The organism is Leclercia sp. LTM14 (assembly GCF_023736175.1).
Taxonomy (GTDB): Bacteria; Pseudomonadota; Gammaproteobacteria; order Enterobacterales; family Enterobacteriaceae; genus Enterobacter; species Enterobacter barmai.
The window spans coordinates 69657-91429 of record NZ_JAIKTT010000004.1; the positions used below are offsets into that span (position 1 = coordinate 69657).

Genomic DNA, 21773 nt, shown 5'->3' on the forward strand with positions numbered 1-21773 from the left:
TTACAACGCACTAATAATGGCCTGCTGCTCAATCAGCTTCGCTTTCGCTTCCGCGTAACCGGTCAGCTTTTCACGCTCTTTGGCGATCACCGCTTCTGGCGCGCGGGCAACAAAGCCTTCGTTGGACAGTTTGTTTTCGATGCGGCCAATCTCATCGTCAACTTTAGCCACTTCTTTCGCCAGACGTGCCAGCTCAGCATCTTTGTCGATCAGACCAGCCATCGGGATCAGCAGCTCGGCGCCGTCGATGATTTTGGTCACGGATACCGGACCTTTATCATCAGCAGGCAGCACGGTGATGCTCTCCAGACGCGCCATGGTCTGCAGGAAGGTGCTGTTTTCGTTCACGCGACGCTGTGCCGCTTCGCTGCAACCGCGCAGCAGCAGTTCCAGCGGTTTGCCCGGCGCGATGTTCATTTCGGCACGGATGTTACGCACGGCGATAATCGCCTGCTTCAGCCACTCGGTATCGGATGCAGCAGCTTCGTCAATCTGCGCGGCGTCGAATGCCGGGAACGGCTGCAGCATGATGGTGTCAGCGTTGATGCCAGCGATGACCTTCACGCGCTGCCAGATGGTTTCGGTGATGAACGGGATGATCGGGTGCGCCAGGCGCAGCAGACCTTCCAGAACGGTGATCAGCGTATTACGCGTGCCGCGCAGCTCCGCTTCAGTACCGCCGTTCATGACCGGCTTGGTCAGCTCCAGGTACCAGTCGCAGAACTGGTTCCAGGTGAATTCGTACAGGATGCCTGCCGCGATATCGAAGCGGTAGTTATCCAGCGCCTCGCGGAACGCTTTGGTGGTCTGGTTGAATTCAGCCAGGATCCAGCGGTCTGCCAGGGACAGGGTCATTTCGCCGCCGTTAAAGCCGCAATCCTGATCTTCGGTGTTCATCAGTACGAAGCGGCTGGCGTTCCACAGCTTGTTACAGAAGTTGCGGTAACCTTCCAGACGTTTCATGTCCCAGTTGATGTCGCGACCGGTTGAAGCCAGCGCCGCCAGGGTGAAACGCAGGGCGTCGGTGCCGTGCGGCTCGATGCCGTCCGGGAACTGCTTCTCGGTGCGCTTGCGGATCTTCTCAGCCAGCTGCGGCTGCATCATGTTGCCGGTACGTTTCTCCAGCAGCTCTTCCAGGGAGATACCGTCAACCATGTCCAGCGGGTCAATAACGTTACCCTTGGACTTGGACATCTTCTGGCCTTCGTCGTCACGGATCAGACCGGTCATGTAGACGGTATGGAACGGAACCTGCGGCTTGCCGTTTTCATCTTTGATGAAGTGCATGGTCATCATGATCATGCGGGCGATCCAGAAGAAGATAATGTCGAAGCCGGACACCATCACGCTGGTTGGGTGGAACTGACGCAGCGCGTCGGTGTTTTCCGGCCAGCCGAGGGTGGAGAAGGTCCACAGCGCGGAGGAGAACCAGGTGTCCAGCACGTCTTCGTCCTGGCGCAGGGCAACGTCGGCGCTCAGGTTGTTTTCCTGACGCACTTCGTCTTCCGTACGGCCAACGTAGACGTTGCCTTCGTTGTCATACCATGCCGGGATACGGTGACCCCACCACAGCTGACGGGAGATACACCAGTCCTGAATATCGCGCATCCAGGAGAAGTACATGTTTTCGTACTGTTTTGGTACGAACTGGATGTCGCCGTTTTCGACGGCTTCCACCGCAGGTTTCGCCAGCACGTCGGCACGAACGTACCACTGGTCGGTCAGCATCGGCTCGATCACCACGCCGCCACGGTCGCCATAAGGGACGGTCAGATCGTGCGGTTTGATCTCTTCGAGCAGGCCCAGGGCGTCGACAGCGGCAACGACCGCTTTACGCGCGGCAAAACGCTCCAGCTTCTGGAACTCTGCCGGGATATCGCTTGAGTAAACGTCAGACTCTTCGCCTTTGGTGTCGTAGACCTCTGCGCTTTCACGGATATCGCCGTCAAAGGTCAGGATGTTGATCATTGGCAGGGCGTGGCGACGACCTACTTCGTAGTCGTTGAAGTCGTGTGCCGGGGTGATCTTCACGCAGCCGGTGCCTTTTTCCATGTCGGCGTGTTCGTCGCCCACAATCGGAATACGGCGGTTCACCAGCGGCAGAACCACAAATTTGCCAATCAGATCTTTGTAACGCGGATCTTCCGGGTTAACGGCCACCCCGGTATCGCCCAGCAGGGTTTCCGGACGGGTGGTGGCGACAACCAGGTAATCTTTACCGTCTGCGGTTTTCTCGCCGTCGGCCAGCGGATAGCGGATATGCCACATGGAGCCTTTAGACTCGCGGTTTTCCACTTCCAGGTCAGAAATAGCGGTGCGCAGTTTTGGGTCCCAGTTTACCAGGCGCTTGCCACGGTAAATCAGGTCTTCTTTATACAGACGGACGAAGACTTCTTTAACGGCGTTGGAAAGACCTTCGTCCATGGTGAAGCGCTCGCGCTCCCAGTCCACGGAGTTGCCGAGGCGGCGCATCTGACGGGTAATGGTGCCGCCAGATTCTGCTTTCCACTGCCAGATTTTGTCGATAAAGGCGTCGCGGCCGTAGTCGTGACGGGTTTTACCTTCTTCAGCGGCAATCTTACGCTCAACCACCATCTGGGTAGCGATACCCGCGTGGTCAGTACCGGCCTGCCACAGGGTGTTTTTGCCCTGCATGCGCTGGTAACGGATCATGGTGTCCATGATGGTCTGCTGGAAGGCATGCCCCATATGCAAACTGCCGGTGACGTTCGGCGGCGGGATCATGATGCAGAAGGACTCTTTGCTTTCATCGCCGTTAGGCTTGAAATAGCCCTGCTGTTCCCAGTGCTCGTAAAGCGGCTGTTCGATATCGCGTGGGTTGTATGTCTTTTCCATTATTTCCAGGTTGCCGTATTCAGGTTAAAACCAGCCAGGCGATACGCTTTATAGCGTTCGCGCGCCAGTTGTTTTAAGGAGTCTTCGTAAGGGACAAAGTCTACCACTTCTGTGAAAGCGGTGGCAAAATCTGCAAAGCCGGTACGCAGGCTAATCAGAATATCGCGTGGGCTGCTGTTACGCTTTTGCGGCCAGGCGATCTCCACCGGAGCACCGCCGCGCGGTCCTTCTCCCGCCAGATTATGCGGAACAAAACTTTCCGCCGGTCGGGCCCACAGCGCTTCGTCCAGACGGATGGCCTGCTGCTCATCTTCGCAGGCAATCAGCACGCGAAGACCCGCGCGCCAACGTTCTGCGGCAATTTCACACACCAGCTGTTCAACGGCGCTTAAGCCATCCTGTTGAGTGTCATTGTCCAGAAGATAGAACGTTGCGTTTTTCATATATGGGGTTTCTTGTTGTGGATTTAAATGCAAAACCGGGTGGCGCTGCGCTTACCCGGCCTACAAACGGCATCTTTCCGTAGGCCCGGTAAGCGTAGCGCCACCGGGCATCAGACGGCAATTACTCTTCGCCGTTAAAACCCGCACGATTCAGCAGGAACTGTGACAGCAGGGCAACAGGACGGCCGGTTGCGCCTTTGGCTTTACCAGAGCGCCATGCGGTGCCCGCGATGTCCAGGTGAGCCCAGTTGTACTTGCGGGTAAAGCGCGCCAGGAAGCAGGCCGCGGTAATGGCACCGCCAGGACGCCCACCGATGTTAGCCATATCCGCAAAGTTAGACTCCAGCTGCTCCTGGTACTCATCGGCCATTGGCAGACGCCATGCGCGGTCACCCGCCTGTTCGGACGCACCGATCAGCTCGTGCGCCAGCGGGTTGTGGTTCGACATCAGGCCGGTGATGTGATGGCCCAGGGCAATCACGCAGGCGCCGGTCAGGGTTGCCACGTCGATAACCGCTTCTGGATCGAAGCGCTCAACGTAGGTCAGCACGTCGCACAGCACCAGGCGGCCTTCGGCATCGGTGTTCAGCACTTCAACGGTCTGGCCTGACATGGTGGTGAGGACATCGCCCGGACGATAGGCACGGCCACCCGGCATGTTTTCACAGCCCGCCAGCACGCCGATCACGTTGATCGGCAGCTGCAGCTCGGCCACCATGCGCATCACGCCGTAAACCGCCGCCGCGCCGCACATGTCGTACTTCATCTCATCCATGCCTTCGGCAGGCTTGATGGAGATACCGCCGGAGTCGAAGGTCAGGCCTTTACCCACCAGCACAATCGGACGCACGTCTTCAGCCGGGTTGCCTTTGTACTCAATGACCGACATCAGGGATTCATTTTGTGAACCGTTGCCGACGGCCAGGTAGGAGTGCATTCCCAGCTCTTTCATCTGCTGTTCGCCAATCACGCGGGTGACGACGTTTTTGCTGTAGGAGTCAGCCAGCTGACGCGCCTGTGACGCAAGGTAGCCTGCGTTACAGATATTTGGCGGCATGTTGCCCAGGTCTTTCGCGGCCTTGATACCGGCAGCGATCGCCAGACCATGTTGAATGGCGCGTTCACCGCTGGTCAGCTCACGGCGGGTAGGGACGTTAAAGACCATCTTACGCAGCGGGCGACGGGGTTCGCTTTTGGTAGTTTTCAGCTGATCGAAGCTGTACAGAGTCTCTTTGGCTGTCTCTACCGCCTGACGTACTTTCCAGTAGGTGTTGCGGCCTTTGACGTGCAGTTCGGTCAGGAAGCACACGGCCTCCATTGAGCCAGTATCATTCAGCGTATTAATCGTTTTCTGAATAACCTGTTTGTACTGGCGCTCATCCAGCTCGCGCTCCTTGCCACAGCCAATCAGCAGGATGCGCTCGGACAGGACGTTAGGCACGTGATGCAGCAGCAATGTCTGTCCCGGCTTGCCTTCCAGCTCGCCGCGGCGCAGCAGGGCGCTGATGTAGCCGTCACTGATTTTATCGAGTTGTTCGGCGATCGGAGAGAGTCTGCGGGGTTCAAACACGCCGACGACGATGCAGGCACTCCGCTGTTTCTCCGGGCTACCGCTTTTTACACTGAACTCCATGAACTACGCTCCTGAATCTTAAAGACAACAGCGGCAGCTACGGATAGAATTGAAACCTTTCGTAACTCGTACCCGCTGTTGCGGTGACTTCGTGTTAATCTTACGTTATTACGGTTTCGGCACGTCATAATAACTCCTGAAGCGCGAATCCGTCGGGTGTTCTAATCTTAGCGATGATTTCGACGACTCAAGAGAATAAATGACGTTTAAGCCATGAAACAAGCGATTTTCCTGCAAAGAGACGGGTTTTTACGGGCGTATTTAATGTGATAATCATAAGATATCTGGTGCGGGAGACGCTCAAAAGCCAGCTGGCGATACTCTTCATCCTGCTTCTGATCTTTTTCTGTCAGAAACTGGTGAGGATCCTCGGCGCGGCTGTCGATGGCGAAATTCCCACAAATCTGGTGCTTTCTCTGCTTGGGTTGGGCGTGCCTGAAATGGCGCAGCTTATCCTGCCACTTAGCCTTTTCCTCGGACTGCTGATGACGCTCGGTAAACTCTATACCGAAAGCGAAATCACGGTCATGCATGCCTGCGGTCTGAGCAAAGCGGTGCTGGTTAAAGCCGCCATGATCCTGGCGCTGTTTACCGGCATCGTGGCCGCCGTGAACGTCATGTGGGCCGGTCCTGTCTCTTCTCGTCATCAGGACGAAGTGCTGGCCGAAGCGAAAGCCAACCCCGGCATGGCCGCACTGGCCCAGGGCCAGTTCCAGCAGGCGACTGACGGTAACTCCGTGCTGTTTATCGAAAGCGTGGATGGCAGCCGTTTCAACGAAGTGTTCCTCGCGCAGATCCGCACCAAGGGCAACGCCCGTCCCTCCGTGGTGGTGGCCGACTCCGGTCAGCTCGCCCAGGGTAAAGACGGTTCGCAGATTGTGACCCTGAACAAAGGTACCCGCTTCGAAGGAACGGCGATGCTGCGTGATTTCCGCATCACCGATTTCCAGAACTATCAGGCGATTATTGGCCATCAGGCGGTTGCGCTGGATCCTACCGATACTGAACAGATGAGCATGCGCACGCTGATCAATACCGATACCAATCGCGCCCGTGCGGAGCTGCACTGGCGCATCACGCTGGTATTCACCGTATTTATGATGGCGTTGATGGTAGTGCCGCTCAGCGTGGTGAATCCACGTCAGGGCCGCGTGCTCTCCATGTTGCCTGCGATGCTGCTTTATCTGGTGTTCTTCCTGCTGCAGACCTCGATCAAATCGAACGGTGGTAAAGGAAAAATTGACCCGGTTATCTGGACCTGGGTGATTAACGGACTCTATCTGCTGTTGGCCGTCGCCCTCAACATGTGGGACACCGTGCCGATGCGCCGTGTACGGGCCCGGTTTACGCGTAAAGGAGCGGTGTAATGCAGGCGTTTGGCGTTCTTGACCGCTATATCGGTAAAACCATCTTTACCACCATCATGATGACGTTGTTCATGCTGGTGTCGCTCTCCGGCATCATTAAGTTTGTCGACCAGCTGAAAAAGGCCGGGCAGGGGAGCTACGATGCCATGGGCGCGGGGATGTATACCCTGCTCAGCATTCCAAAAGACGTGCAGATCTTCTTCCCGATGGCGGCGCTGTTAGGGGCGCTGCTGGGGCTGGGGATGCTGGCCCAGCGCAGTGAGCTGGTGGTGATGCAGGCCTCCGGCTTTACCCGCATGCAGGTGGCGCTGTCCGTCATGAAAACCGCGATCCCGCTGGTGCTGTTGACCATGGCGATGGGCGAGTGGGTTGCGCCACAGGGCGAACAGATGGCGCGTAACTACCGCGCCCAGCAGATGTACGGCGGCTCGCTGCTCTCTACCCAGCAGGGGCTGTGGGCAAAAGACGGGAATAACTTTGTCTATATCGAACGCGTCACCGGCGACAGTACCCTTGGCGGCGTGAGCATCTACAGCTTTAACGACCAGCGTCGTCTGCAGGCGGTGCGTTACGCTGCGACGGCCGCCTTTGATGCCGATAAAAAGGTCTGGCGTCTGTCGCAGGTGGATGAGTCAAACCTGCAGGATCCAAAACAGATCACCGGGTCGCAAACCGTCTCCGGCACCTGGAAAACCAACCTGACGCCAGACAAGCTCGGTGTGGTGGCGCTGGACCCGGATGCGCTCTCCATCAGCGGTCTGCATAACTACGTGAAGTACCTGAAGTCGAGCGGCCAGGATGCCGGACGGTATCAGCTCAACATGTGGAGCAAGGTCTTCCAGCCGCTCTCGGTGGCGGTGATGATGCTGATGGCGCTGTCGTTTATCTTCGGTCCGCTGCGTAGCGTTCCTATGGGCGTGCGGGTCGTGACGGGCATCAGCTTCGGCTTTGTCTTCTACGTCCTCGATCAGATTTTCGGTCCGCTGACCCTGGTGTACGGCATACCGCCGGTGATCGGCGCGCTGCTGCCGAGCGCCTCTTTCTTCCTGATCAGCCTCTGGCTGTTACTGAAGCGCTCCTGACCCTTCTCGCCTCGCTTCCCCGCCCGGGAAGTGAGGCGCATCCTCTGTTTTACCCCTCACTTTTTTGCACAACCTTCAACGTCTTGCCTGGAATTTGAGTATTATTGTGCGATGACGTCGTGAAGAGATCCCCTATGAAGCAAATTCGGTTACTGGCGCAATACTATGTCGATCTGATGATGAAGCTTGGCCTGGTGCGCTTCTCCCTGTTGCTGGCGCTGGCGCTGGTGGTGCTGGCGATTGTGGTGCAGATGGCCATTACCATGGTGCTGCATGGCCAGGTGGAAAGCATCGACCTGATTCGTTCCATTTTCTTTGGCCTGCTGATTACCCCGTGGGCGGTCTATTTTCTCTCGGTGGTGGTTGAACAGCTGGAAGAGTCCCGCCAGCGGCTGACCCGGGTAGTGGAGAAGCTGGAGGAGATGCGCGAGCGCGACCTGAAGCTCAACGTCCAGCTTAAAGACAACATTGCCCAGCTGAACCAGGAGATCTCAGACCGTGTGAAAGCGGAGGCCGAGCGCCAGACCACGCTGGAACAGCTGAAAATCGAGATGAAAGAGCGCGAACAGACGCAAATCCAGCTCGAGCAGCAATCTTCTTTCCTGCGCTCTTTCCTGGATGCCTCACCGGATCTGGTCTTCTATCGCAACGAAGACAAAGAGTTCTCCGGCTGTAACCGGGCGATGGAACTCCTGACCGGCAAAAGTGAAAAACAGCTCGTCAGCCTGCGCCCGCAGGACGTCTACTCCCCTGAAGCGGCCGCCAAAGTTATCGAAACCGATGAGAAGGTCTTCCGCCATAACGTCTCCCTGACGTATGAGCAGTGGCTCGACTACCCGGACGGGCGTAAAGCCTGCTTCGAAATCCGTAAAGTGCCGTACTACGACCGCGTCGGGAAACGCCACGGGCTGATGGGCTTCGGGCGTGATATTACCGAGCGGAAACGCTATCAGGATGCGCTGGAGCGCGCCAGCCGGGATAAAACCACCTTTATCTCCACCATCAGCCATGAGCTGCGTACTCCGCTTAACGGCATCGTCGGCTTAAGCCGCATTCTGCTCGACACCGAACTGACCAGCGAGCAGGAGAAATATCTTAAAACCATCCATGTTTCGGCGGTGACGCTCGGCAATATCTTCAACGATATTATTGATATGGATAAGATGGAGCGACGTAAAGTCCAGCTGGATAACCAGCCGGTGGACTTCACCAGTTTCCTCGCAGATCTGGAAAACCTCTCTGGCCTGCAGGCGCAGCAGAAAGGGCTACGCTTTGTGATGGAACCGACCCTGCCGTTGCCGCACAAGGTGGTCACCGACGGCACGCGCCTGCGTCAGATCCTGTGGAACCTGATCAGCAACGCGGTCAAATTTACTCAGAACGGTCAGGTGGCGGTTCGCGTGCGCTACGGCGAGGGCGAGATGCTGCACTTCGAGGTGGAAGATTCCGGGATCGGTATTCCGCAGGAGGAGCAGGACAAAATCTTCGCCATGTATTATCAGGTCAAAGACAGCCAGGGGGGCAAGCCTGCCACCGGCACCGGCATTGGCCTGGCGGTATCGCGCCGCTTGGCGAAGAGCATGGGGGGCGACATTACGGTCTCCAGCAACCCAGGGCACGGCTCCGTGTTTAAGCTGAGCGTGCGTGCCCCGGCCGTGGCGGAAGAGGTTGAAGATACTTTTGCCCACGACGATATGCCGCTGCCCGCCCTGCACGTGCTGCTGGTTGAAGATATCGAGCTGAACGTAATTGTGGCGCGCTCGGTGCTGGAGAAACTCGGCAGCAGCGTCGACGTTGCCATGACCGGTAAAGCCGCGCTGGAGATGTTCACGCCGGGCGAGTACGACCTGGTGCTGCTGGACATTCAGCTGCCGGACATGACCGGGCTGGACATCTCGCGTGAGCTGACGAGCCGTTACGCCAGCGACGAACTGCCGCCGCTGGTGGCGCTGACCGCCAACGTGCTGAAAGACAAAAAAGAGTACCTGGACGCGGGTATGGACGATGTGCTGAGCAAACCGCTGGCGGTACCTGCCTTAACCGCCATGATTAAGAAGTTCTGGGACACCTGTGACGAAGAGGAGAGCACCATGACGACGGTAGATACAGAGAAAGCGAAGTCTTTGCTGGATATCGACATGCTTGAGCAGTACATCGATCTGGTTGGTCCGAAGTTGATCACCGACGGCCTGGCGATCTTCGAGAAGATGATGCCGGGTTATTTGAACGTGCTGGAGTCCAACCTGACGGCGCGGGATCAGAAAGGCATCGTGGAAGAAGGCCATAAGATCAAAGGCGCGGCCGGGTCGGTGGGTTTGCGTCATCTGCAACAGCTTGGCCAACAGATTCAGTCCCCGGATTTACCAGCGTGGGAAGACAACGTAGGTGAATGGGTTGAAGAGATGAAGCAGGAGTGGCAGAACGATGTGGCCGTGCTGAAAGCCTGGGTGGAGAGCAGAAAAAATGACCCCGGCTAAACCGGGGTGCGCGAATACTGCGCCAACACCAGGGAAATCTTGGCTGCGCCTGAATATAAAGATGTTTTTGTCGTAGATGGCGTAGCCGGAAAATTTAGGCCGCACGCAGTTAAGATAGCAAATCTTAAATACTTTGTTACATGAATCAGTTAAATGTGTGAAGCACACCGTTTTAATCAGAATTTTTAATGCGTATTTAACATTTTTCGAGAGGGATCGCATGATGAAAAAGGTTGGTGTAGTCCTGAGCGGCTGTGGAGTTTACGACGGTTCAGAAATTCATGAGGCCGTTTTGACGCTGCTGGCCCTGGTGCGTAATGGTGCCGAAGCGGTCTGTTTTGCTCCGGATAAAGCCCAGTCAGACGTGATCAACCACCTGACCGGCGAAACGATGGCCGAAAGCCGTAACGTCCTCGTTGAGGCAGCACGGATCGCACGTGGAGAGGTTCGCCCGCTCAGCGAGGCCCTGGCCGCTGAACTGGATGCGCTGATTGTACCGGGCGGTTTTGGTGCGGCCAAAAATCTGAGTGATTTTGCCCGGCAGGGCAGTGCCTGCCAGGTAGATAACGATTTAAAAGCGCTGGCCCTGCAGATGCATGAGGCAGGCAAGCCGCTGGGCTTTATCTGTATCGCTCCCGCGATGCTGCCGGCCATTTTTGATAAACCGCTGCGCCTGACCATCGGGACTGATATCGATACCGCCGAGGTCATTGAGGATATGGGCGGTGAGCATATCCCTTGTCCGGTGGACGATATCGTGGTCGATGAAGAGAACAGGATCGTGACCACGCCCGCTTACATGCTGGCGCAAACCATCGCGGAAGCCGCGACGGGTATCGAGAAGCTGGTCACCCGCGTGCTGGTGCTTGCTGAATGAGGTTAAAGCGTCCTAAAGCTGGCTGGTTAAGACGGATCGTCATTCGCATTCTGCTGGTCATGGCGGTTTTCTGGGGCGGGGGTATCGCCTTGTTTAGCTTCCTGCCAGTGCCGTTTTCAGCGGTGATGGTTGAACGTCAGCTGGGTAACTGGCTGAGCGGCAATTTCAGCTACATCGCCCACTCTGACTGGGTGAGTATGGATGAGATCTCTCCCTGGATGGGGCTGGCCGTGATTGCCGCCGAAGATCAAAAATTCCCTGAACACTGGGGATTCGACGTCGGGGCGATAGAGAAGGCGTTAGCGCATAACGAGCGCAACGAGAGCCGCATTCGGGGGGCATCGACGCTTTCTCAGCAGACGGCGAAAAACCTGTTTCTATGGGACGGGCGCAGCTGGATAAGAAAGGGCTTTGAAGCCGGGCTGACGCTGGGTATCGAAACGGTGTGGAGTAAAAAACGGATCCTGACGGTCTATCTGAATATCGCGGAGTTTGGCGAGGGTGTGTTTGGCGTTGAAGCCGCGTCGCAGCGCTATTTCAACAAACCAGCCAGCCGTCTGACGGCGTCGGAGGCCGCGCTGCTGGCGGCTGTGTTACCGAATCCGATCCGCTTTAAGGCCAGCGCGCCATCAGGCTATGTACGCAGCCGTCAGGCGTGGATCCTGCGCCAGATGCGCCAGTTGGGTGGCGAAGGCTTTATGCAGGCTAATAAGCTGCATTAATCTTCATCAAATCCGGCGTTGAACAACGCAATCACCGCCGCCAGCGCCTCGACTTCCTGCGGGCCGGTGGCTTCGATTTCAATCTGACGGCCCTTCGCCGAATCCAGCATCAGCAGAGCAATTACGCTGTTGGCTTCGGCTTCGGTGCCTTCGTCATTACGCAGCAGAACTTCCGCGTCAAACCCCTGCATCAGTTCAAATAACTTCATCGCCGGGCGTGCGTGCATGCCCAGCTTGTTGGTGATTTCAACGGTCTGCTTTACGGTCATGTTTTACGTTTTTCCAGCGTACGATGACGGGACTGCACGTTTTTACCGCGCGAGCGGAAATAGTCAGCCAGTTGCTCAGCAATATAGACCGAACGGTGTTTGCCCCCGGTACAGCCAATCGCCACCGTTAAGTAGCTGCGATTGTTTGTCTCCAGCATCGGCAACCAGAGTTCAAGATAGCTGCGCGTCTGATAGATAAAGTTATGCACTTCCGTATGTCTGTCAAGGAACGCGGCGACGGGCTTATCGAGGCCGGTCATCGGACGCAGCTTCGGATCCCAGTGCGGGTTCGGTAAGAAGCGCACGTCGAACACGTAGTCTGCATCGATTGGAATGCCGTGCTTAAAGCCGAACGATTCAAAGACCATCGTCAGTTCGCGCTCGCGTTTGCCCAGCAGACGGGTACGCAGCATCTCCGCCAGTTCATGGACCGACATTTCAGAGGTGTCGACGATCAGATCGGCGCGTGAACGTAGCGGCTCCAGCAGATCGCTCTCCTGGTCGATGGCGCTTTCCAGCGACAGGTTTTTACTGGAGAGCGGATGCAGGCGGCGGGTATCGCTGTAGCGACGGATCAACGTGTTGCGATCGGCGTCAAGGAACAGAAGCTGAGGTGAAAATGCTTCCGGCAAGCTGCTCATCGCCTGCTCAAAGATCTCCGGCGATTCAGGCATATTACGAACGTCGATGCTGACCGCGGCAGAAATCTGCCGATCCGCCAGCGAACGCGCCAGGTCGGGCAGCAGCACCACCGGCAGGTTATCCACGCAGTAAAAGCCCATATCTTCCAGCGCGCGCAGGGCGACCGATTTCCCGGACCCCGAACGCCCGCTGACGATCATCAGCACCATGTACCGTTTCTCCTCAGGACTACAGATGTCAAAGCCATCACCCGATTACGCATCATCCTGATTGCCTTCCGTTTCCGTAATAATTTGATAGAGCTCTTCGTCGCTCTGTGCCGCACGCAGACGGCGACAGATGGTTTTATCCGCCAGACGTTTGGCCACCAGCGAAAGCGTATGCAGATGCGTTTTAGTCTGATCGGCTGGCACCAGCAGGGCAAACAGCAGATCGACAGGCTGGTTATCAATGGCATCAAAGGCGATAGGTGTTTCCAGTTGAACAAACACCCCTACAGCACGCAGAGTATCCTCTTCCAGTTTGCCATGGGGAATGGCGATGCCGTTGCCGATGCCGGTACTGCCCATTTTCTCACGGGTCAGGATCGCTTCAAAGACCACTTGTGGCGGCAGGCTCAGCTGTTTTGCGGCCAGTTCACTGATGATCTCCAGCGCACGTTTTTTGCTCTGGCAGTGAACGGCACTGCGGGTACATTCCTGATTAAGGACACTGCTCAGTTGTAGAGTGGAATCGTTATTCATCATAATTTCACCTAAGCGCTAACTGTACAAAGGGCCCGTTGTGTTTCACAACAGGCCGACCTGCACCCGTTAACTGCCCGGACAATTAGTGTTGTTTCAGTTTATCTTTATGTTTGTTTAGCTGTCGTGCCAGCTTGTCGATCAAGCCGTCGATAGCCGCGTACATGTCCTGCCCTTCCGCACTGGCATGGATTTCGCCCCCGTTGACGTGCAGGGTAGCATCCGAGATATGAGTCACTTTTTCCACTTTTAACACAACGTAGACCTGGTTGATCCTCTCAAAATACTGCTCAAGCTTGGCGAATTTAGTATTCACAAAATCGCGCAGGGCCTCAGTGATCTCGACGTTATGTCCAGTGATGTTGAGCTGCATAGTGTCTTCCTTATCGGTTGTGTCAGACCAGTTGTTTACGCTGGTTTGACGGCGGAATGGATAAAGACTCTCGATACTTCGCAACAGTGCGGCGTGCCACCATGATACCTTGCTCGGACAGCATGGTGGTCAACTTACTGTCACTCAGTGGTTTCGCGGGGTTTTCCGCGGCGATTAACTTTTTCACCAGCGCCCGGATCGCCGTCGACGAGGCTTCGCCGCCGCCTTCGGTGTTGACATGGCTGGAGAAAAAATACTTAAGCTCAAAAATACCGCGCGGGCTGTGCAGATACTTCTGCGTCGTCACGCGTGAAATTGTCGATTCGTGCATCTCGACGGCCTGGGCGATATCGGCCAGCACCATCGGCTTCATAAACTCTTCACCCTGCTCAAAAACGCCTGCTGCTGCTCGACGATGCAGCGGCTGACGCGCAGCAGGGTATCATTGCGGCTCTCCAGGCTTTTGATCAGCCAGCGTGCCTCCTGCAGATTGCTGCGGATAAACTGGTTATCCGAGTCGTTGCGGGAGCTGGTGCACATTGAGGCGTACTGCTGATTAATTTGCAGGCGGGGGATGCTGTCGGAATTCAGCTCCACGGTCCACAGACCGTTATGCTTACGCACCAGCACATCAGGAATGACATACTCGGGCTCGCTGGTCTGGATGGACTGCCCCGGGCGCGGATCCAGCGACTGAATCAGATTGACCGCTTCTTTCAGCACCTCTTCTTTCAGTCGCGTCACACGCATCAGTGAACGGAAGTCGTGGTTGGCCAGCAGATCCAGATGTTCGCTGATGATAAGCCGGGCCTCTTCCAGCCACGGGGTCTCTTTCACAAACTGCGAAAGCTGAATCAGCAGACAATCGCGCAAATCGCGCGCGGCGACGCCGATCGGGTCAAAACGCTGCACGCGTTTCAGAACCGCTTCGACCTCTTCAATCTCAATATCATCGTCGCCGATGCTCTCCAGGATATCGTCCAGCGACACGGTCAAATAGCCGGTCTCATCGACGGCATCCACAATGGAGGTGGCGATGGCACGATCGGTATCGGAAAACGGCGTCAGCTCCACCTGCCACATCAGGTAATCCTGCAGCGACTGGGTGGTTTCACCCTGATACACAGGTAACTCGTCATCCTGATAGTCTGCCCGCGTGCCGGATGGCGTTCCGGCGGTGTAGATCTCATCCCAACTGGCATCGAGCGGGAGTTCGTCAGGCATCTCTTTCTGCTCTAACGCATCAACCGTGTCGAGGGTTTCGTTATCCTGGGTTTGCTGAGTTTCTACCTCGTCGTGAAGATCGGTTTGCTCGAGGAGGGGGTTACTGTCCAGCGCTTGCTGGAGCTCCTGCTGAAGTTCCAGCGTCGACAGCTGCAACAGACGAATGGCCTGTTGTAACTGCGGCGTCATGGCCAGCTGTTGGCTGAGCCTTAATTGCAAACCTTGCTTCATGTTCAGAGCATTTTTCTCCGTTTACGCGAGACTTAGCTTCTACCCTATCAGAGTCTGAAGTCTTCCCCAAGGTACACGCGCTTAACATGATCGTCTTCGAGGATCTGCTGCGGGGTACCGTGGGCGATAAGATGGCCCTGGCTGACGATATAAGCACGCTCACACACCGCCAGCGTTTCGCGCACGTTGTGGTCGGTGATAAGAACGCCAAGACCACTGTCCCGCAGATGCTCAATAATACGTTTGATATCAATAACCGAAATCGGGTCTACACCGGCAAAAGGTTCATCGAGCAGAATAAATTTCGGATTGGCTGCCAGCGCGCGGGCAATTTCCACACGGCGGCGTTCACCACCGGAAAGCGCCTGACCCAGGCTGTCGCGCAGGTGCTCAATATGGAACTCTTCCATCAGCTCGTTGGCGCGATCCTGACGCTGCTCAGAGGTCAAATCATCGCGGATCTGCAGTACGGCCATCAGGTTGTCGTAAACGCTCAGACGGCGAAAAATCGAGGCTTCCTGCGGCAGATAGCCGATGCCGCGACGCGCACGCGCGTGCAGGGGCAGCAGGCTGATATCTTCATCATCAATGATGATGTTACCCGCATCGCGCGGCACAATGCCCACAACCATGTAAAACGTGGTGGTTTTACCCGCACCGTTAGGACCCAACAGGCCGACAATCTCGCCGGAGTTAACGGTCAAACTGACATCTTCCACTACGCGGCGGCCCTTATAGGCTTTGGCGAGATTCTTTGCAGTTAATGTTGCCATAACGAATTAGTTACTCTTTTTCTGTGCCGGGGCCTGAGTGCTGTTTTTGTCCTGCAGCTGCGATGGAACCAGTACGGTAGTCACGCGTTTGCCTTTTTCACTGAAGGCCTGCATTTTTTGTTCTTTAACCAGGTAAGTGATCTTGTCGCCCGTGATGTTGCTGTCGAGCTGCTCCAGGTACGCATTACCGGTAAGAATCACAAAATCTTTCGCCAGCTCGTAGTGCATCTGGGAAGCGTGGCCTTTCACCGGCTTACCGTTATCCTGCATCTGGTAGAAGGTGGCCGGGTTGCCGTAGCCATCGATAATCTCTTTTCCGTCCTCACCGCCAGGACGCGTCACCACGACTTTATCGGCGTTGATTTTGATGGTGCCCTGAGTCACGACCACATTGCCGGTAAAGGTCACCACGTTGCCCTGCATATCGAGTGATTGCGTGTCAGATTCGATATGGATCGGCTGCTCGGTATCACCCGTCACAGCAAGCGCAGGAAGGCTGAGGGCCAGCAGCGCGCCGGCTATAACACTATTAAGGCTGAGTTTGTTTGCTTGGAATTTCATAGGAGGTTCTAACCTTTTCAATCAGCTCTGCGTTCTTGCTGCGTAAGTTCCCGCGCATTCTCAGACCGCTGGAATTAAATGTTGTGCCGTATAACGTAACCAGATCCTGCGAGGTTACATCCTGCGTCACAAGGTTTATCTGTGCGTTATCGGTTGTGATTTTGCGCAGCTGCGAATCGGCGGTCAGCGCATTCACTTCAACATGACCATACAGATAAAGCATACGGTCATTCGTCAGTTTTGCCCGGTCTGATTTAATCGACCACGTCGGGATCTTATTGGTATCAAACGTGGTCATCACCGGTTGGGTAAACCACGAGACGCCCTGTTCGGAAAAATACTCAACGTGCTGAGCGATAAGGCGGTAATTCAGCGCCCCTTCGGGGCTGTAAACGACGGTATCGCTGTGATCGCTTTTATACGTCGGATCGTTCGTGTTGACCGTCGGCGCTTGTTCGTCGTCCCGGTCAGCGAGATTCACGCCAATCAGTACCAGTGCAACAAGCGTTAGCAGAATAATAACCCAACGTCTGGTTTTACTCATATCGATTGCCCTTTGGCCTCATCAAGCTTACCTTGCGCCAGCAGCAACAGGTCGCAGACTTCTCGTACTGCGCCACGGCCACCGTTGATACGGGTGACATAGTCAGCGCGCGGGATCAAAAGCGGATGGGCATCGGCCACGGCGATGCTGAGTCCCACTTCTGCCATTACTGGCCAGTCAATAAGATCGTCTCCGACATAGGCGATATTTTCCGGCGCAATGGCAAGTTTACCAAGTAAGTCCCTGAAAGCTACCATCTTATCGGATTGCCCCTGATAGAGATGCGTAATGCCCAGCGTTTCGCACCGATCTTCTACCAGTTTAGCCTTACGTCCGGTAATGATGGCAACTTCTATGCCAGACGTCAGGGCACAGCGAATGCCGTAGCCATCACGTACGTTGAACGCTTTCAGCTCTTCGCCATCATTGCCCATATAAACCAGACCATCAGAGAGCACGCCATCCACATCCAGGATCAGCAGGCGAATCTTTTCAGCCTGCGACATCATTTGCGCGCTTACCGGGCCATAACAGGTTGCAAGGGAAGCACCCGTATTAATCATTGTCTTATCCTTCATTACACTACGCCTGCGCGCAGAAGATCATGCATATGTACCACACCCAGCAGCTGGTCGCCATCAGCAACCATAACGGAGGTGATATGGCGGGACTGCATCAGGTTCAGCACTTCGACGGCAAGCGTGCCGGAACGCACCCGAATGCCGCCTGTGGTCATGACATCGGCGATACCCAGCTTGCGTACATCCACGCCCATATCAAATACCCGACGCAAATCCCCGTCGGTGAAGATCCCGTCAATCTTCCACTGGTCATTGCAGATGACGGTCATGCCCAGGTTTTTGCGGGTAATTTCCAGCAGCGCATCGCGCAGGGAGGCATCTTTACTGACGTGTGGGATTTCATCGCCAGTATGCATGATGTCATTCACGCGCAGCAGCAACTTACGCCCCAGCGCACCGCCGGGGTGGGAGAGGGCGAAATCTTCAGCGGTAAAGCCGCGCGCTTCAAGCAGGGCGACGGCCAGCGCATCACCCATGACCAGCGCGGCAGTGGTGCTGGAGGTCGGCGCCAGCCCCAGGGGGCAGGCTTCTTTTGGCACTTTGACGCACAGGTGAATATCCGCGGCGCGCGCCATGCTGCTCTCGGGGCGGCTGGTGATGCAGATCAGCGGGACCTGCAGGCGCTTCAGCACCGGGATCAGCGCCAGGATCTCATTCGATTCGCCCGAGTTGGATAACGCAATGACGATATCCTGGGATGAAACCATGCCCAGATCGCCGTGCGCCGCTTCGCCAGGGTGAACGAAAAACGCGGTCGTACCGGTACTGGCTAAGGTAGCGGCCATTTTACGGCCAATGTGGCCGGATTTGCCCATCCCCATCACCACAACTTTGCCGGTGCAGTGAAAAAGCTTCTCACACGCCAGGCTAAAGTCATGATTAATATATTGATCTAACTGCGCCAGACCTTCACGTTCAATCTCCAGAACCTGTTTTCCTGCTTTCTGAAAGTCAAAACCCGGCTGCAATTCTATTTGCGACATAATGCGTTTCCGTTTACCCAGAGAGAAGCGGCGAGAGCCAGTACAGCATCGCCATCCATACGACAAATCCCACCGTCAGCAGCGCGCCAGCACCCTGACCAATCTGCCTTTTTCGCCGCCAGCAGAGCAGGGCGAAGATTGCGCTGACGACCACCATTACCCCGTAGTCTCGGCTGAACGCGAGCGGATTGAACGCGCCAGGGGCAATCAGGGCAGGCAGGCCAAGCACAATGGCAATATTGAAAATATTGGCGCCGATGATATTGCCAATCGCCATGTCGTCCTCGCCCTTACGCGCCCCGGCGATAGCCGTCGCGAGTTCGGGGAGACTGGTGCCAATGGCAATCACCGTCAGGCCGATAGTCAATTCGCTCATGGCGAAATAGTTGGCCAGCACCGTGGCGTTATCAACAATCATCTGCGTCGCCATGGGCATGATGATTAATGCCACGCCCAGCCAGAGCAGCGCGACGGGTAAATTTCCCTCACGCGGCAACTCTGCTACCTGTTCGCGGGTTAAGGTGTCACTGCCTTGCTTTTCTGCCGCCCGGGCAAGCTTGACGATATACAACAGCCAGATGACCGCCAGCGCCAGCAAGAAAATGCCGTCGCTAAAGGTTAACTGCCCGTCATATAACACGTAACCCGCCAGCAGGCTGACAATTAACATTAGCGGCAATTCACGCCGCAGAACATCAGAATGCACGCGAAATGGATGCAGTAGCGCAGCAAGGCCCAGAATGAGCAAAATGTTGACGATATTGGAGCCAATAGCCGTTCCCACGGCAAGATCGACCTGATCGTGCATCGAGGCGGCAGCAGAGACAATGATCTCCGGCAGGGAGGTGCCGACGCTGACCACCGTCATCCCAATAATTAGCGGGGGAACGCCCAATAAACGACAGAGTATTGATGCGGAGAACACCAGACGGTCGGCACTGTAGACCACCAAAAGTAAACCAATTATTAACAGTGCCGTTGCAAGAAGCATCAAAAGTCCTTTCTTCAGGTATACTCGCCGGTCCACCGAGAAAAAAATCTCTGCCGCTGCATACTGTCTGTGGGCGTAACGAATTCCTAATTTTGACTTTATGCGCTGTAAAAGTAAAACAAATGCCAGCTTTCGCTTACCCCCAGAGGTAATATTCTGTAAAAATGTTGGGTTTGCGGCGAAATCAGGCATCAAGCCGATCCTGAACCGGCAACAGAAAGGAAATGTACATGAGCCTGAATGAGGCGAATTTAGTCGATGTCCGTGGCGTCAGCTTCACGCGCAGCAGCCGGGTCATTTTTGACAATATCTCTCTCACCGTGCCACGCGGTAAAATTACCGCCATCATGGGCCCGTCCGGCATTGGTAAAACGACATTGTTGCGCCTGATTGGTGGTCAGATCCCGCCAGCGCAGGGCGAAATCCTCTTTGATGGCGAAAATATCCCCGCGATGTCGCGCTCACGGCTCTATACCGTGCGTAAACGTATGAGCATGCTGTTTCAGTCCGGCGCGCTATTTACTGACATGAACGTCTTCGATAATGTCGCCTATCCGCTGCGTGAACATACGCACCTGCCGCCGGAGCTGTTAAAAAGCACCGTCATGATGAAGCTCGAGGCCGTAGGACTGCGCGGCGCGGCGAAACTGATGCCTTCCGAACTCTCTGGCGGGATGGCCCGTCGTGCGGCCCTGGCGCGCGCCATTGCGCTGGAACCCGATTTGATCATGTTCGACGAGCCGTTCGTCGGGCAAGATCCCATCACCATGGGCGTGCTGGTCAAACTGATCTCTGAGCTGAACAGCGCGCTGGGTGTAACCTGTATCGTGGTCTCTCACGACGTACCCGAAGTGCTGAGCATTGCCGACTACGCCTATATCGTAGCGGATAAGAAAATAGTGGCGCACGGTAGCGCCCAGTCATTGCAGACCAACAGCGATGCGCGAGTCCGTCAGTTCCTTGACGGCATTGCAGATGGCCCGGTGCCGTTCCGTTATCCGGCGGGTGATTATCATAAAGATTTATTGGGAATAGGGAGTTAAGCCACTCATGCTGTTAAATGCGTTGGCCTCTCTCGGACACCGTGGCATAAAAACCATCAGGACGTTCGGGCGTGCCGGGTTGATGTTATTCAATGCGCTGGTCGGGAAACCGGAATTCCGCAAACATGCCCCTTTGCTGGTACGCCAGCTGTATAATGTCGGCGTGCTGTCGATGCTCATTATCATTGTTTCCGGGGTCTTCATCGGCATGGTGCTGGGGCTGCAGGGCTATCTGGTTCTCACCACCTACAGCGCAGAAACCAGCCTCGGTATGCTGGTGGCGCTCTCCCTGCTGCGTGAGCTGGGGCCGGTGGTCGCTGCGCTGCTGTTCGCAGGGCGTGCCGGTTCGGCGCTGACGGCGGAAATCGGCCTGATGCGGGCCACCGAGCAGCTCTCCAGTATGGAGATGATGGCCGTGGATCCGCTGCGCCGGGTGATCTCACCGCGCTTCTGGGCGGGCATGATCTCCCTGCCGTTGTTGACTATCCTCTTTGTCGCGGTCGGGATCTGGGGCGGTTCGATGGTTGGCGTCCAGTGGAAAGGGATTGATGCCGGTTTCTTCTGGTCAGCGATGCAGGGTGCCGTTGACTGGCGTCTGGACCTGGTTAACTGCATGATTAAAAGCGCGGTATTTGCCGTGACGATCACCTGGATTGCGCTGTTCAACGGCTACGATGCGATCCCGACGTCTGCCGGGATCAGCCGGGCAACCACTCGCACCGTTGTTCATTCGTCGCTGGCCATACTGGCACTGGATTTTGTGCTCACCGCACTGATGTTTGGGAAATGAGTTCATGCAAACGAAAAAAGTAGAAATTTGGGTAGGCGTATTTGTGTTGCTGGCACTGCTGGCAGCGCTGTTTTTAAGCTTTAAAGTGGCCGATGTGACGACCATCCGTACCGAGCCGACATACCGCGTTTATGCCACTTTCGATAATATCGGTGGCCTGAAGAGCCGTTCACCGGTGCGTATTGGCGGGGTGGTAGTAGGGCGCGTTGCCGATATCACGCTGGATGAGAAAACCTACCTGCCGCGCGTCGCGCTGGATATCGAAGAGCGCTACAACCATATCCCGGATACCAGCTCCCTTTCTATCCGTACATCCGGCCTGTTAGGTGAACAATATCTGGCCCTGAACATCGGTTTTGAAGATCCCGAGCTGGGAACGACTATCCTGAAAGACGGTGGTGTCATTCAGGATACGAAATCAGCCATGGTGCTGGAAGATATGATTGGTCAGTTCCTTTACAACAGTAACAGTAAAGGGGGTGACGAGAATCAGGCTGCGCAAACCCCTGCGCAGAGTGACATTACGCCGCCTGTTGGCACGACGAATTCATCTCAGGAGAAGTAATTC

Annotated in this window: 21 protein-coding genes and 1 pseudogene; 8 read left to right on the forward strand and 14 right to left on the reverse strand. The window is 55.8% G+C overall.

Annotation, left to right across the window (positions count from 1 at the left end):
• The 3 genes from K5I40_RS11085 to pepA all read right to left on the reverse strand — a co-directional run bounded on the left by K5I40_RS11085 (position 1) and on the right by pepA (position 4932).
• A complete protein-coding gene (locus K5I40_RS11085) occupies positions 1–2856 on the reverse strand; it encodes a valine--tRNA ligase (RefSeq protein ID WP_039031617.1) in 2856 nt (951 codons plus the stop codon).
• Positions 2856–3299: a DNA polymerase III subunit chi gene (gene holC, locus K5I40_RS11090; RefSeq protein ID WP_039031618.1), complete on the reverse strand. Its 444-nt coding sequence runs from the start codon at positions 3297–3299 to the stop codon at positions 2856–2858. Before holC ends, K5I40_RS11085 begins: the two co-directional genes overlap by 1 nt.
• 121 nt (positions 3300–3420) lie before the next feature.
• On the reverse strand, positions 3421–4932 hold the full coding sequence (gene pepA, locus K5I40_RS11095) for a leucyl aminopeptidase (protein ID WP_039031619.1): 1512 nt from the start codon (positions 4930–4932) through the stop codon (positions 3421–3423).
• A gap of 266 nt (positions 4933–5198) precedes the next feature.
• On the opposite strand from pepA, the gene lptF reads away from it, so the two are divergent.
• The 5 genes from lptF (at position 5199) to mtgA (ending at position 11457) form a co-directional block, all read left to right on the forward strand.
• Positions 5199–6299 (forward strand): LPS export ABC transporter permease LptF, encoded by a 1101-nt coding sequence (gene lptF / locus K5I40_RS11100; protein ID WP_039031620.1) that lies wholly within the window; start codon positions 5199–5201, stop codon positions 6297–6299.
• A complete protein-coding gene (lptG, locus tag K5I40_RS11105; protein ID WP_039031621.1) occupies positions 6299–7381 on the forward strand; it encodes an LPS export ABC transporter permease LptG in 1083 nt (360 codons plus the stop codon). The genes lptF and lptG overlap by 1 nt, the downstream gene beginning before the upstream one ends.
• A 134-nt stretch (positions 7382–7515) precedes the next feature.
• Complete coding sequence (gene arcB, locus K5I40_RS11110) at positions 7516–9858, forward strand: aerobic respiration two-component sensor histidine kinase ArcB (RefSeq protein ID WP_251929708.1); 2343 nt, start codon at positions 7516–7518, stop codon at positions 9856–9858.
• Positions 9859–10081: 223 nt separating this feature from the next.
• Positions 10082–10735 carry an isoprenoid biosynthesis glyoxalase ElbB gene (gene elbB, locus K5I40_RS11115; RefSeq protein ID WP_039031835.1) on the forward strand — a complete coding sequence of 218 codons (654 nt, stop codon included), beginning with the start codon at positions 10082–10084 and terminating at the stop codon, positions 10733–10735.
• Positions 10732–11457, forward strand: a complete 726-nt coding sequence (gene mtgA, locus K5I40_RS11120) for a monofunctional biosynthetic peptidoglycan transglycosylase (protein ID WP_139563704.1) — start codon at positions 10732–10734, stop codon at positions 11455–11457. The genes elbB and mtgA overlap by 4 nt, the downstream gene beginning before the upstream one ends.
• Here the strand turns inward: mtgA and npr are convergent.
• The 11 genes and pseudogenes from npr to K5I40_RS11175 form a co-directional block, all read right to left on the reverse strand.
• Positions 11454–11726: a PTS phosphocarrier protein NPr gene (gene npr, locus K5I40_RS11125; RefSeq protein WP_032614489.1), complete on the reverse strand. Its 273-nt coding sequence runs from the start codon at positions 11724–11726 to the stop codon at positions 11454–11456. The two genes, mtgA and npr, sit on opposite strands and share 4 nt — an antisense overlap.
• Positions 11723–12577 carry an RNase adapter RapZ gene (rapZ, locus tag K5I40_RS11130; RefSeq protein WP_039031624.1) on the reverse strand — a complete coding sequence of 285 codons (855 nt, stop codon included), beginning with the start codon at positions 12575–12577 and terminating at the stop codon, positions 11723–11725. The genes npr and rapZ overlap by 4 nt, the downstream gene beginning before the upstream one ends.
• Positions 12578–12622: 45 nt before the next feature.
• Complete coding sequence (ptsN, locus tag K5I40_RS11135) at positions 12623–13114, reverse strand: PTS IIA-like nitrogen regulatory protein PtsN (RefSeq protein WP_039031625.1); 492 nt, start codon at positions 13112–13114, stop codon at positions 12623–12625.
• 82 nt (positions 13115–13196) lie between these two features.
• Positions 13197–13484: a ribosome hibernation promoting factor gene (gene hpf, locus K5I40_RS11140; RefSeq protein ID WP_039031626.1), complete on the reverse strand. Its 288-nt coding sequence runs from the start codon at positions 13482–13484 to the stop codon at positions 13197–13199.
• Positions 13485–13506: 22 nt separating this feature from the next.
• A pseudogene (gene rpoN / locus K5I40_RS11145) lies at positions 13507–14939 on the reverse strand (RNA polymerase factor sigma-54).
• Positions 14940–14986: 47 nt separating this feature from the next.
• Positions 14987–15712, reverse strand: coding sequence for an LPS export ABC transporter ATP-binding protein (gene lptB / locus K5I40_RS11150; protein WP_039031628.1), 726 nt, complete (start codon positions 15710–15712; stop codon positions 14987–14989).
• A 6-nt stretch (positions 15713–15718) separates the two neighbouring features.
• Positions 15719–16273, reverse strand: a complete 555-nt coding sequence (lptA, locus tag K5I40_RS11155; protein WP_039031629.1) for a lipopolysaccharide ABC transporter substrate-binding protein LptA — start codon at positions 16271–16273, stop codon at positions 15719–15721.
• Positions 16242–16817 carry an LPS export ABC transporter periplasmic protein LptC gene (lptC, locus tag K5I40_RS11160; protein ID WP_039031630.1) on the reverse strand — a complete coding sequence of 192 codons (576 nt, stop codon included), beginning with the start codon at positions 16815–16817 and terminating at the stop codon, positions 16242–16244. Before lptC ends, lptA begins: the two co-directional genes overlap by 32 nt.
• The gene (gene kdsC, locus K5I40_RS11165; protein WP_039031836.1) at positions 16814–17380 is read right to left on the reverse strand and encodes a 3-deoxy-manno-octulosonate-8-phosphatase KdsC; all 567 of its coding nucleotides are present in this window, start codon (positions 17378–17380) and stop codon (positions 16814–16816) included. Before kdsC ends, lptC begins: the two co-directional genes overlap by 4 nt.
• Before the next feature lie 14 nt (positions 17381–17394).
• Positions 17395–18381: an arabinose-5-phosphate isomerase KdsD gene (kdsD, locus tag K5I40_RS11170; protein WP_223074545.1), complete on the reverse strand. Its 987-nt coding sequence runs from the start codon at positions 18379–18381 to the stop codon at positions 17395–17397.
• A 13-nt stretch (positions 18382–18394) separates the two neighbouring features.
• Positions 18395–19372 carry a calcium/sodium antiporter gene (locus K5I40_RS11175; RefSeq protein ID WP_039031632.1) on the reverse strand — a complete coding sequence of 326 codons (978 nt, stop codon included), beginning with the start codon at positions 19370–19372 and terminating at the stop codon, positions 18395–18397.
• 230 nt (positions 19373–19602) lie between these two features.
• Here K5I40_RS11175 and mlaF point away from each other — a divergent pair, with 230 nt between their 5' ends.
• From mlaF to mlaD, 3 genes are read left to right on the forward strand one after another with little or no spacing between them, the layout of a single operon-like run.
• Positions 19603–20415 (forward strand): phospholipid ABC transporter ATP-binding protein MlaF, encoded by an 813-nt coding sequence (gene mlaF, locus K5I40_RS11180; RefSeq protein ID WP_039031633.1) that lies wholly within the window; start codon positions 19603–19605, stop codon positions 20413–20415.
• Positions 20416–20422: 7 nt separating this feature from the next.
• Entirely contained in the window at positions 20423–21205 is a 783-nt protein-coding gene (gene mlaE, locus K5I40_RS11185) for a lipid asymmetry maintenance ABC transporter permease subunit MlaE (protein ID WP_223074546.1), read from the forward strand.
• 4 nt (positions 21206–21209) lie between these two features.
• The gene (mlaD, locus tag K5I40_RS11190; protein ID WP_139563703.1) at positions 21210–21770 is read left to right on the forward strand and encodes an outer membrane lipid asymmetry maintenance protein MlaD; all 561 of its coding nucleotides are present in this window, start codon (positions 21210–21212) and stop codon (positions 21768–21770) included.
• Positions 21771–21773: the final 3 nt, after the last annotated feature.

What these genes read in the sequence shown, in the direction of transcription:
- K5I40_RS11085 (WP_039031617.1), bottom strand. Translation starts at nt 2,856, where the DNA reads ATGGAAAAGACATACAACCCACGCGATATCGAACAGCCGCTTTACGAG.
- holC (WP_039031618.1), bottom strand. Translation starts at nt 3,299, where the DNA reads ATGAAAAACGCAACGTTCTATCTTCTGGACAATGACACTCAACAGGAT.
- pepA (WP_039031619.1), bottom strand. Translation starts at nt 4,932, where the DNA reads ATGGAGTTCAGTGTAAAAAGCGGTAGCCCGGAGAAACAGCGGAGTGCC.
- lptG (WP_039031621.1), top strand. Translation starts at nt 6,299, where the DNA reads ATGCAGGCGTTTGGCGTTCTTGACCGCTATATCGGTAAAACCATCTTT.
- arcB (WP_251929708.1), top strand. Translation starts at nt 7,516, where the DNA reads ATGAAGCAAATTCGGTTACTGGCGCAATACTATGTCGATCTGATGATG.
- elbB (WP_039031835.1), top strand. Translation starts at nt 10,082, where the DNA reads ATGAAAAAGGTTGGTGTAGTCCTGAGCGGCTGTGGAGTTTACGACGGT.
- mtgA (WP_139563704.1), top strand. Translation starts at nt 10,732, where the DNA reads ATGAGGTTAAAGCGTCCTAAAGCTGGCTGGTTAAGACGGATCGTCATT.
- npr (WP_032614489.1), bottom strand. Translation starts at nt 11,726, where the DNA reads ATGACCGTAAAGCAGACCGTTGAAATCACCAACAAGCTGGGCATGCAC.
- rapZ (WP_039031624.1), bottom strand. Translation starts at nt 12,577, where the DNA reads ATGGTGCTGATGATCGTCAGCGGGCGTTCGGGGTCCGGGAAATCGGTC.
- ptsN (WP_039031625.1), bottom strand. Translation starts at nt 13,114, where the DNA reads ATGATGAATAACGATTCCACTCTACAACTGAGCAGTGTCCTTAATCAG.
- hpf (WP_039031626.1), bottom strand. Translation starts at nt 13,484, where the DNA reads ATGCAGCTCAACATCACTGGACATAACGTCGAGATCACTGAGGCCCTG.
- lptB (WP_039031628.1), bottom strand. Translation starts at nt 15,712, where the DNA reads ATGGCAACATTAACTGCAAAGAATCTCGCCAAAGCCTATAAGGGCCGC.
- lptA (WP_039031629.1), bottom strand. Translation starts at nt 16,273, where the DNA reads ATGAAATTCCAAGCAAACAAACTCAGCCTTAATAGTGTTATAGCCGGC.
- lptC (WP_039031630.1), bottom strand. Translation starts at nt 16,817, where the DNA reads ATGAGTAAAACCAGACGTTGGGTTATTATTCTGCTAACGCTTGTTGCA.
- kdsC (WP_039031836.1), bottom strand. Translation starts at nt 17,380, where the DNA reads ATGATTAATACGGGTGCTTCCCTTGCAACCTGTTATGGCCCGGTAAGC.
- kdsD (WP_223074545.1), bottom strand. Translation starts at nt 18,381, where the DNA reads ATGTCGCAAATAGAATTGCAGCCGGGTTTTGACTTTCAGAAAGCAGGA.
- K5I40_RS11175 (WP_039031632.1), bottom strand. Translation starts at nt 19,372, where the DNA reads ATGCTTCTTGCAACGGCACTGTTAATAATTGGTTTACTTTTGGTGGTC.
- mlaF (WP_039031633.1), top strand. Translation starts at nt 19,603, where the DNA reads ATGAGCCTGAATGAGGCGAATTTAGTCGATGTCCGTGGCGTCAGCTTC.
- mlaE (WP_223074546.1), top strand. Translation starts at nt 20,423, where the DNA reads ATGCTGTTAAATGCGTTGGCCTCTCTCGGACACCGTGGCATAAAAACC.
- mlaD (WP_139563703.1), top strand. Translation starts at nt 21,210, where the DNA reads ATGCAAACGAAAAAAGTAGAAATTTGGGTAGGCGTATTTGTGTTGCTG.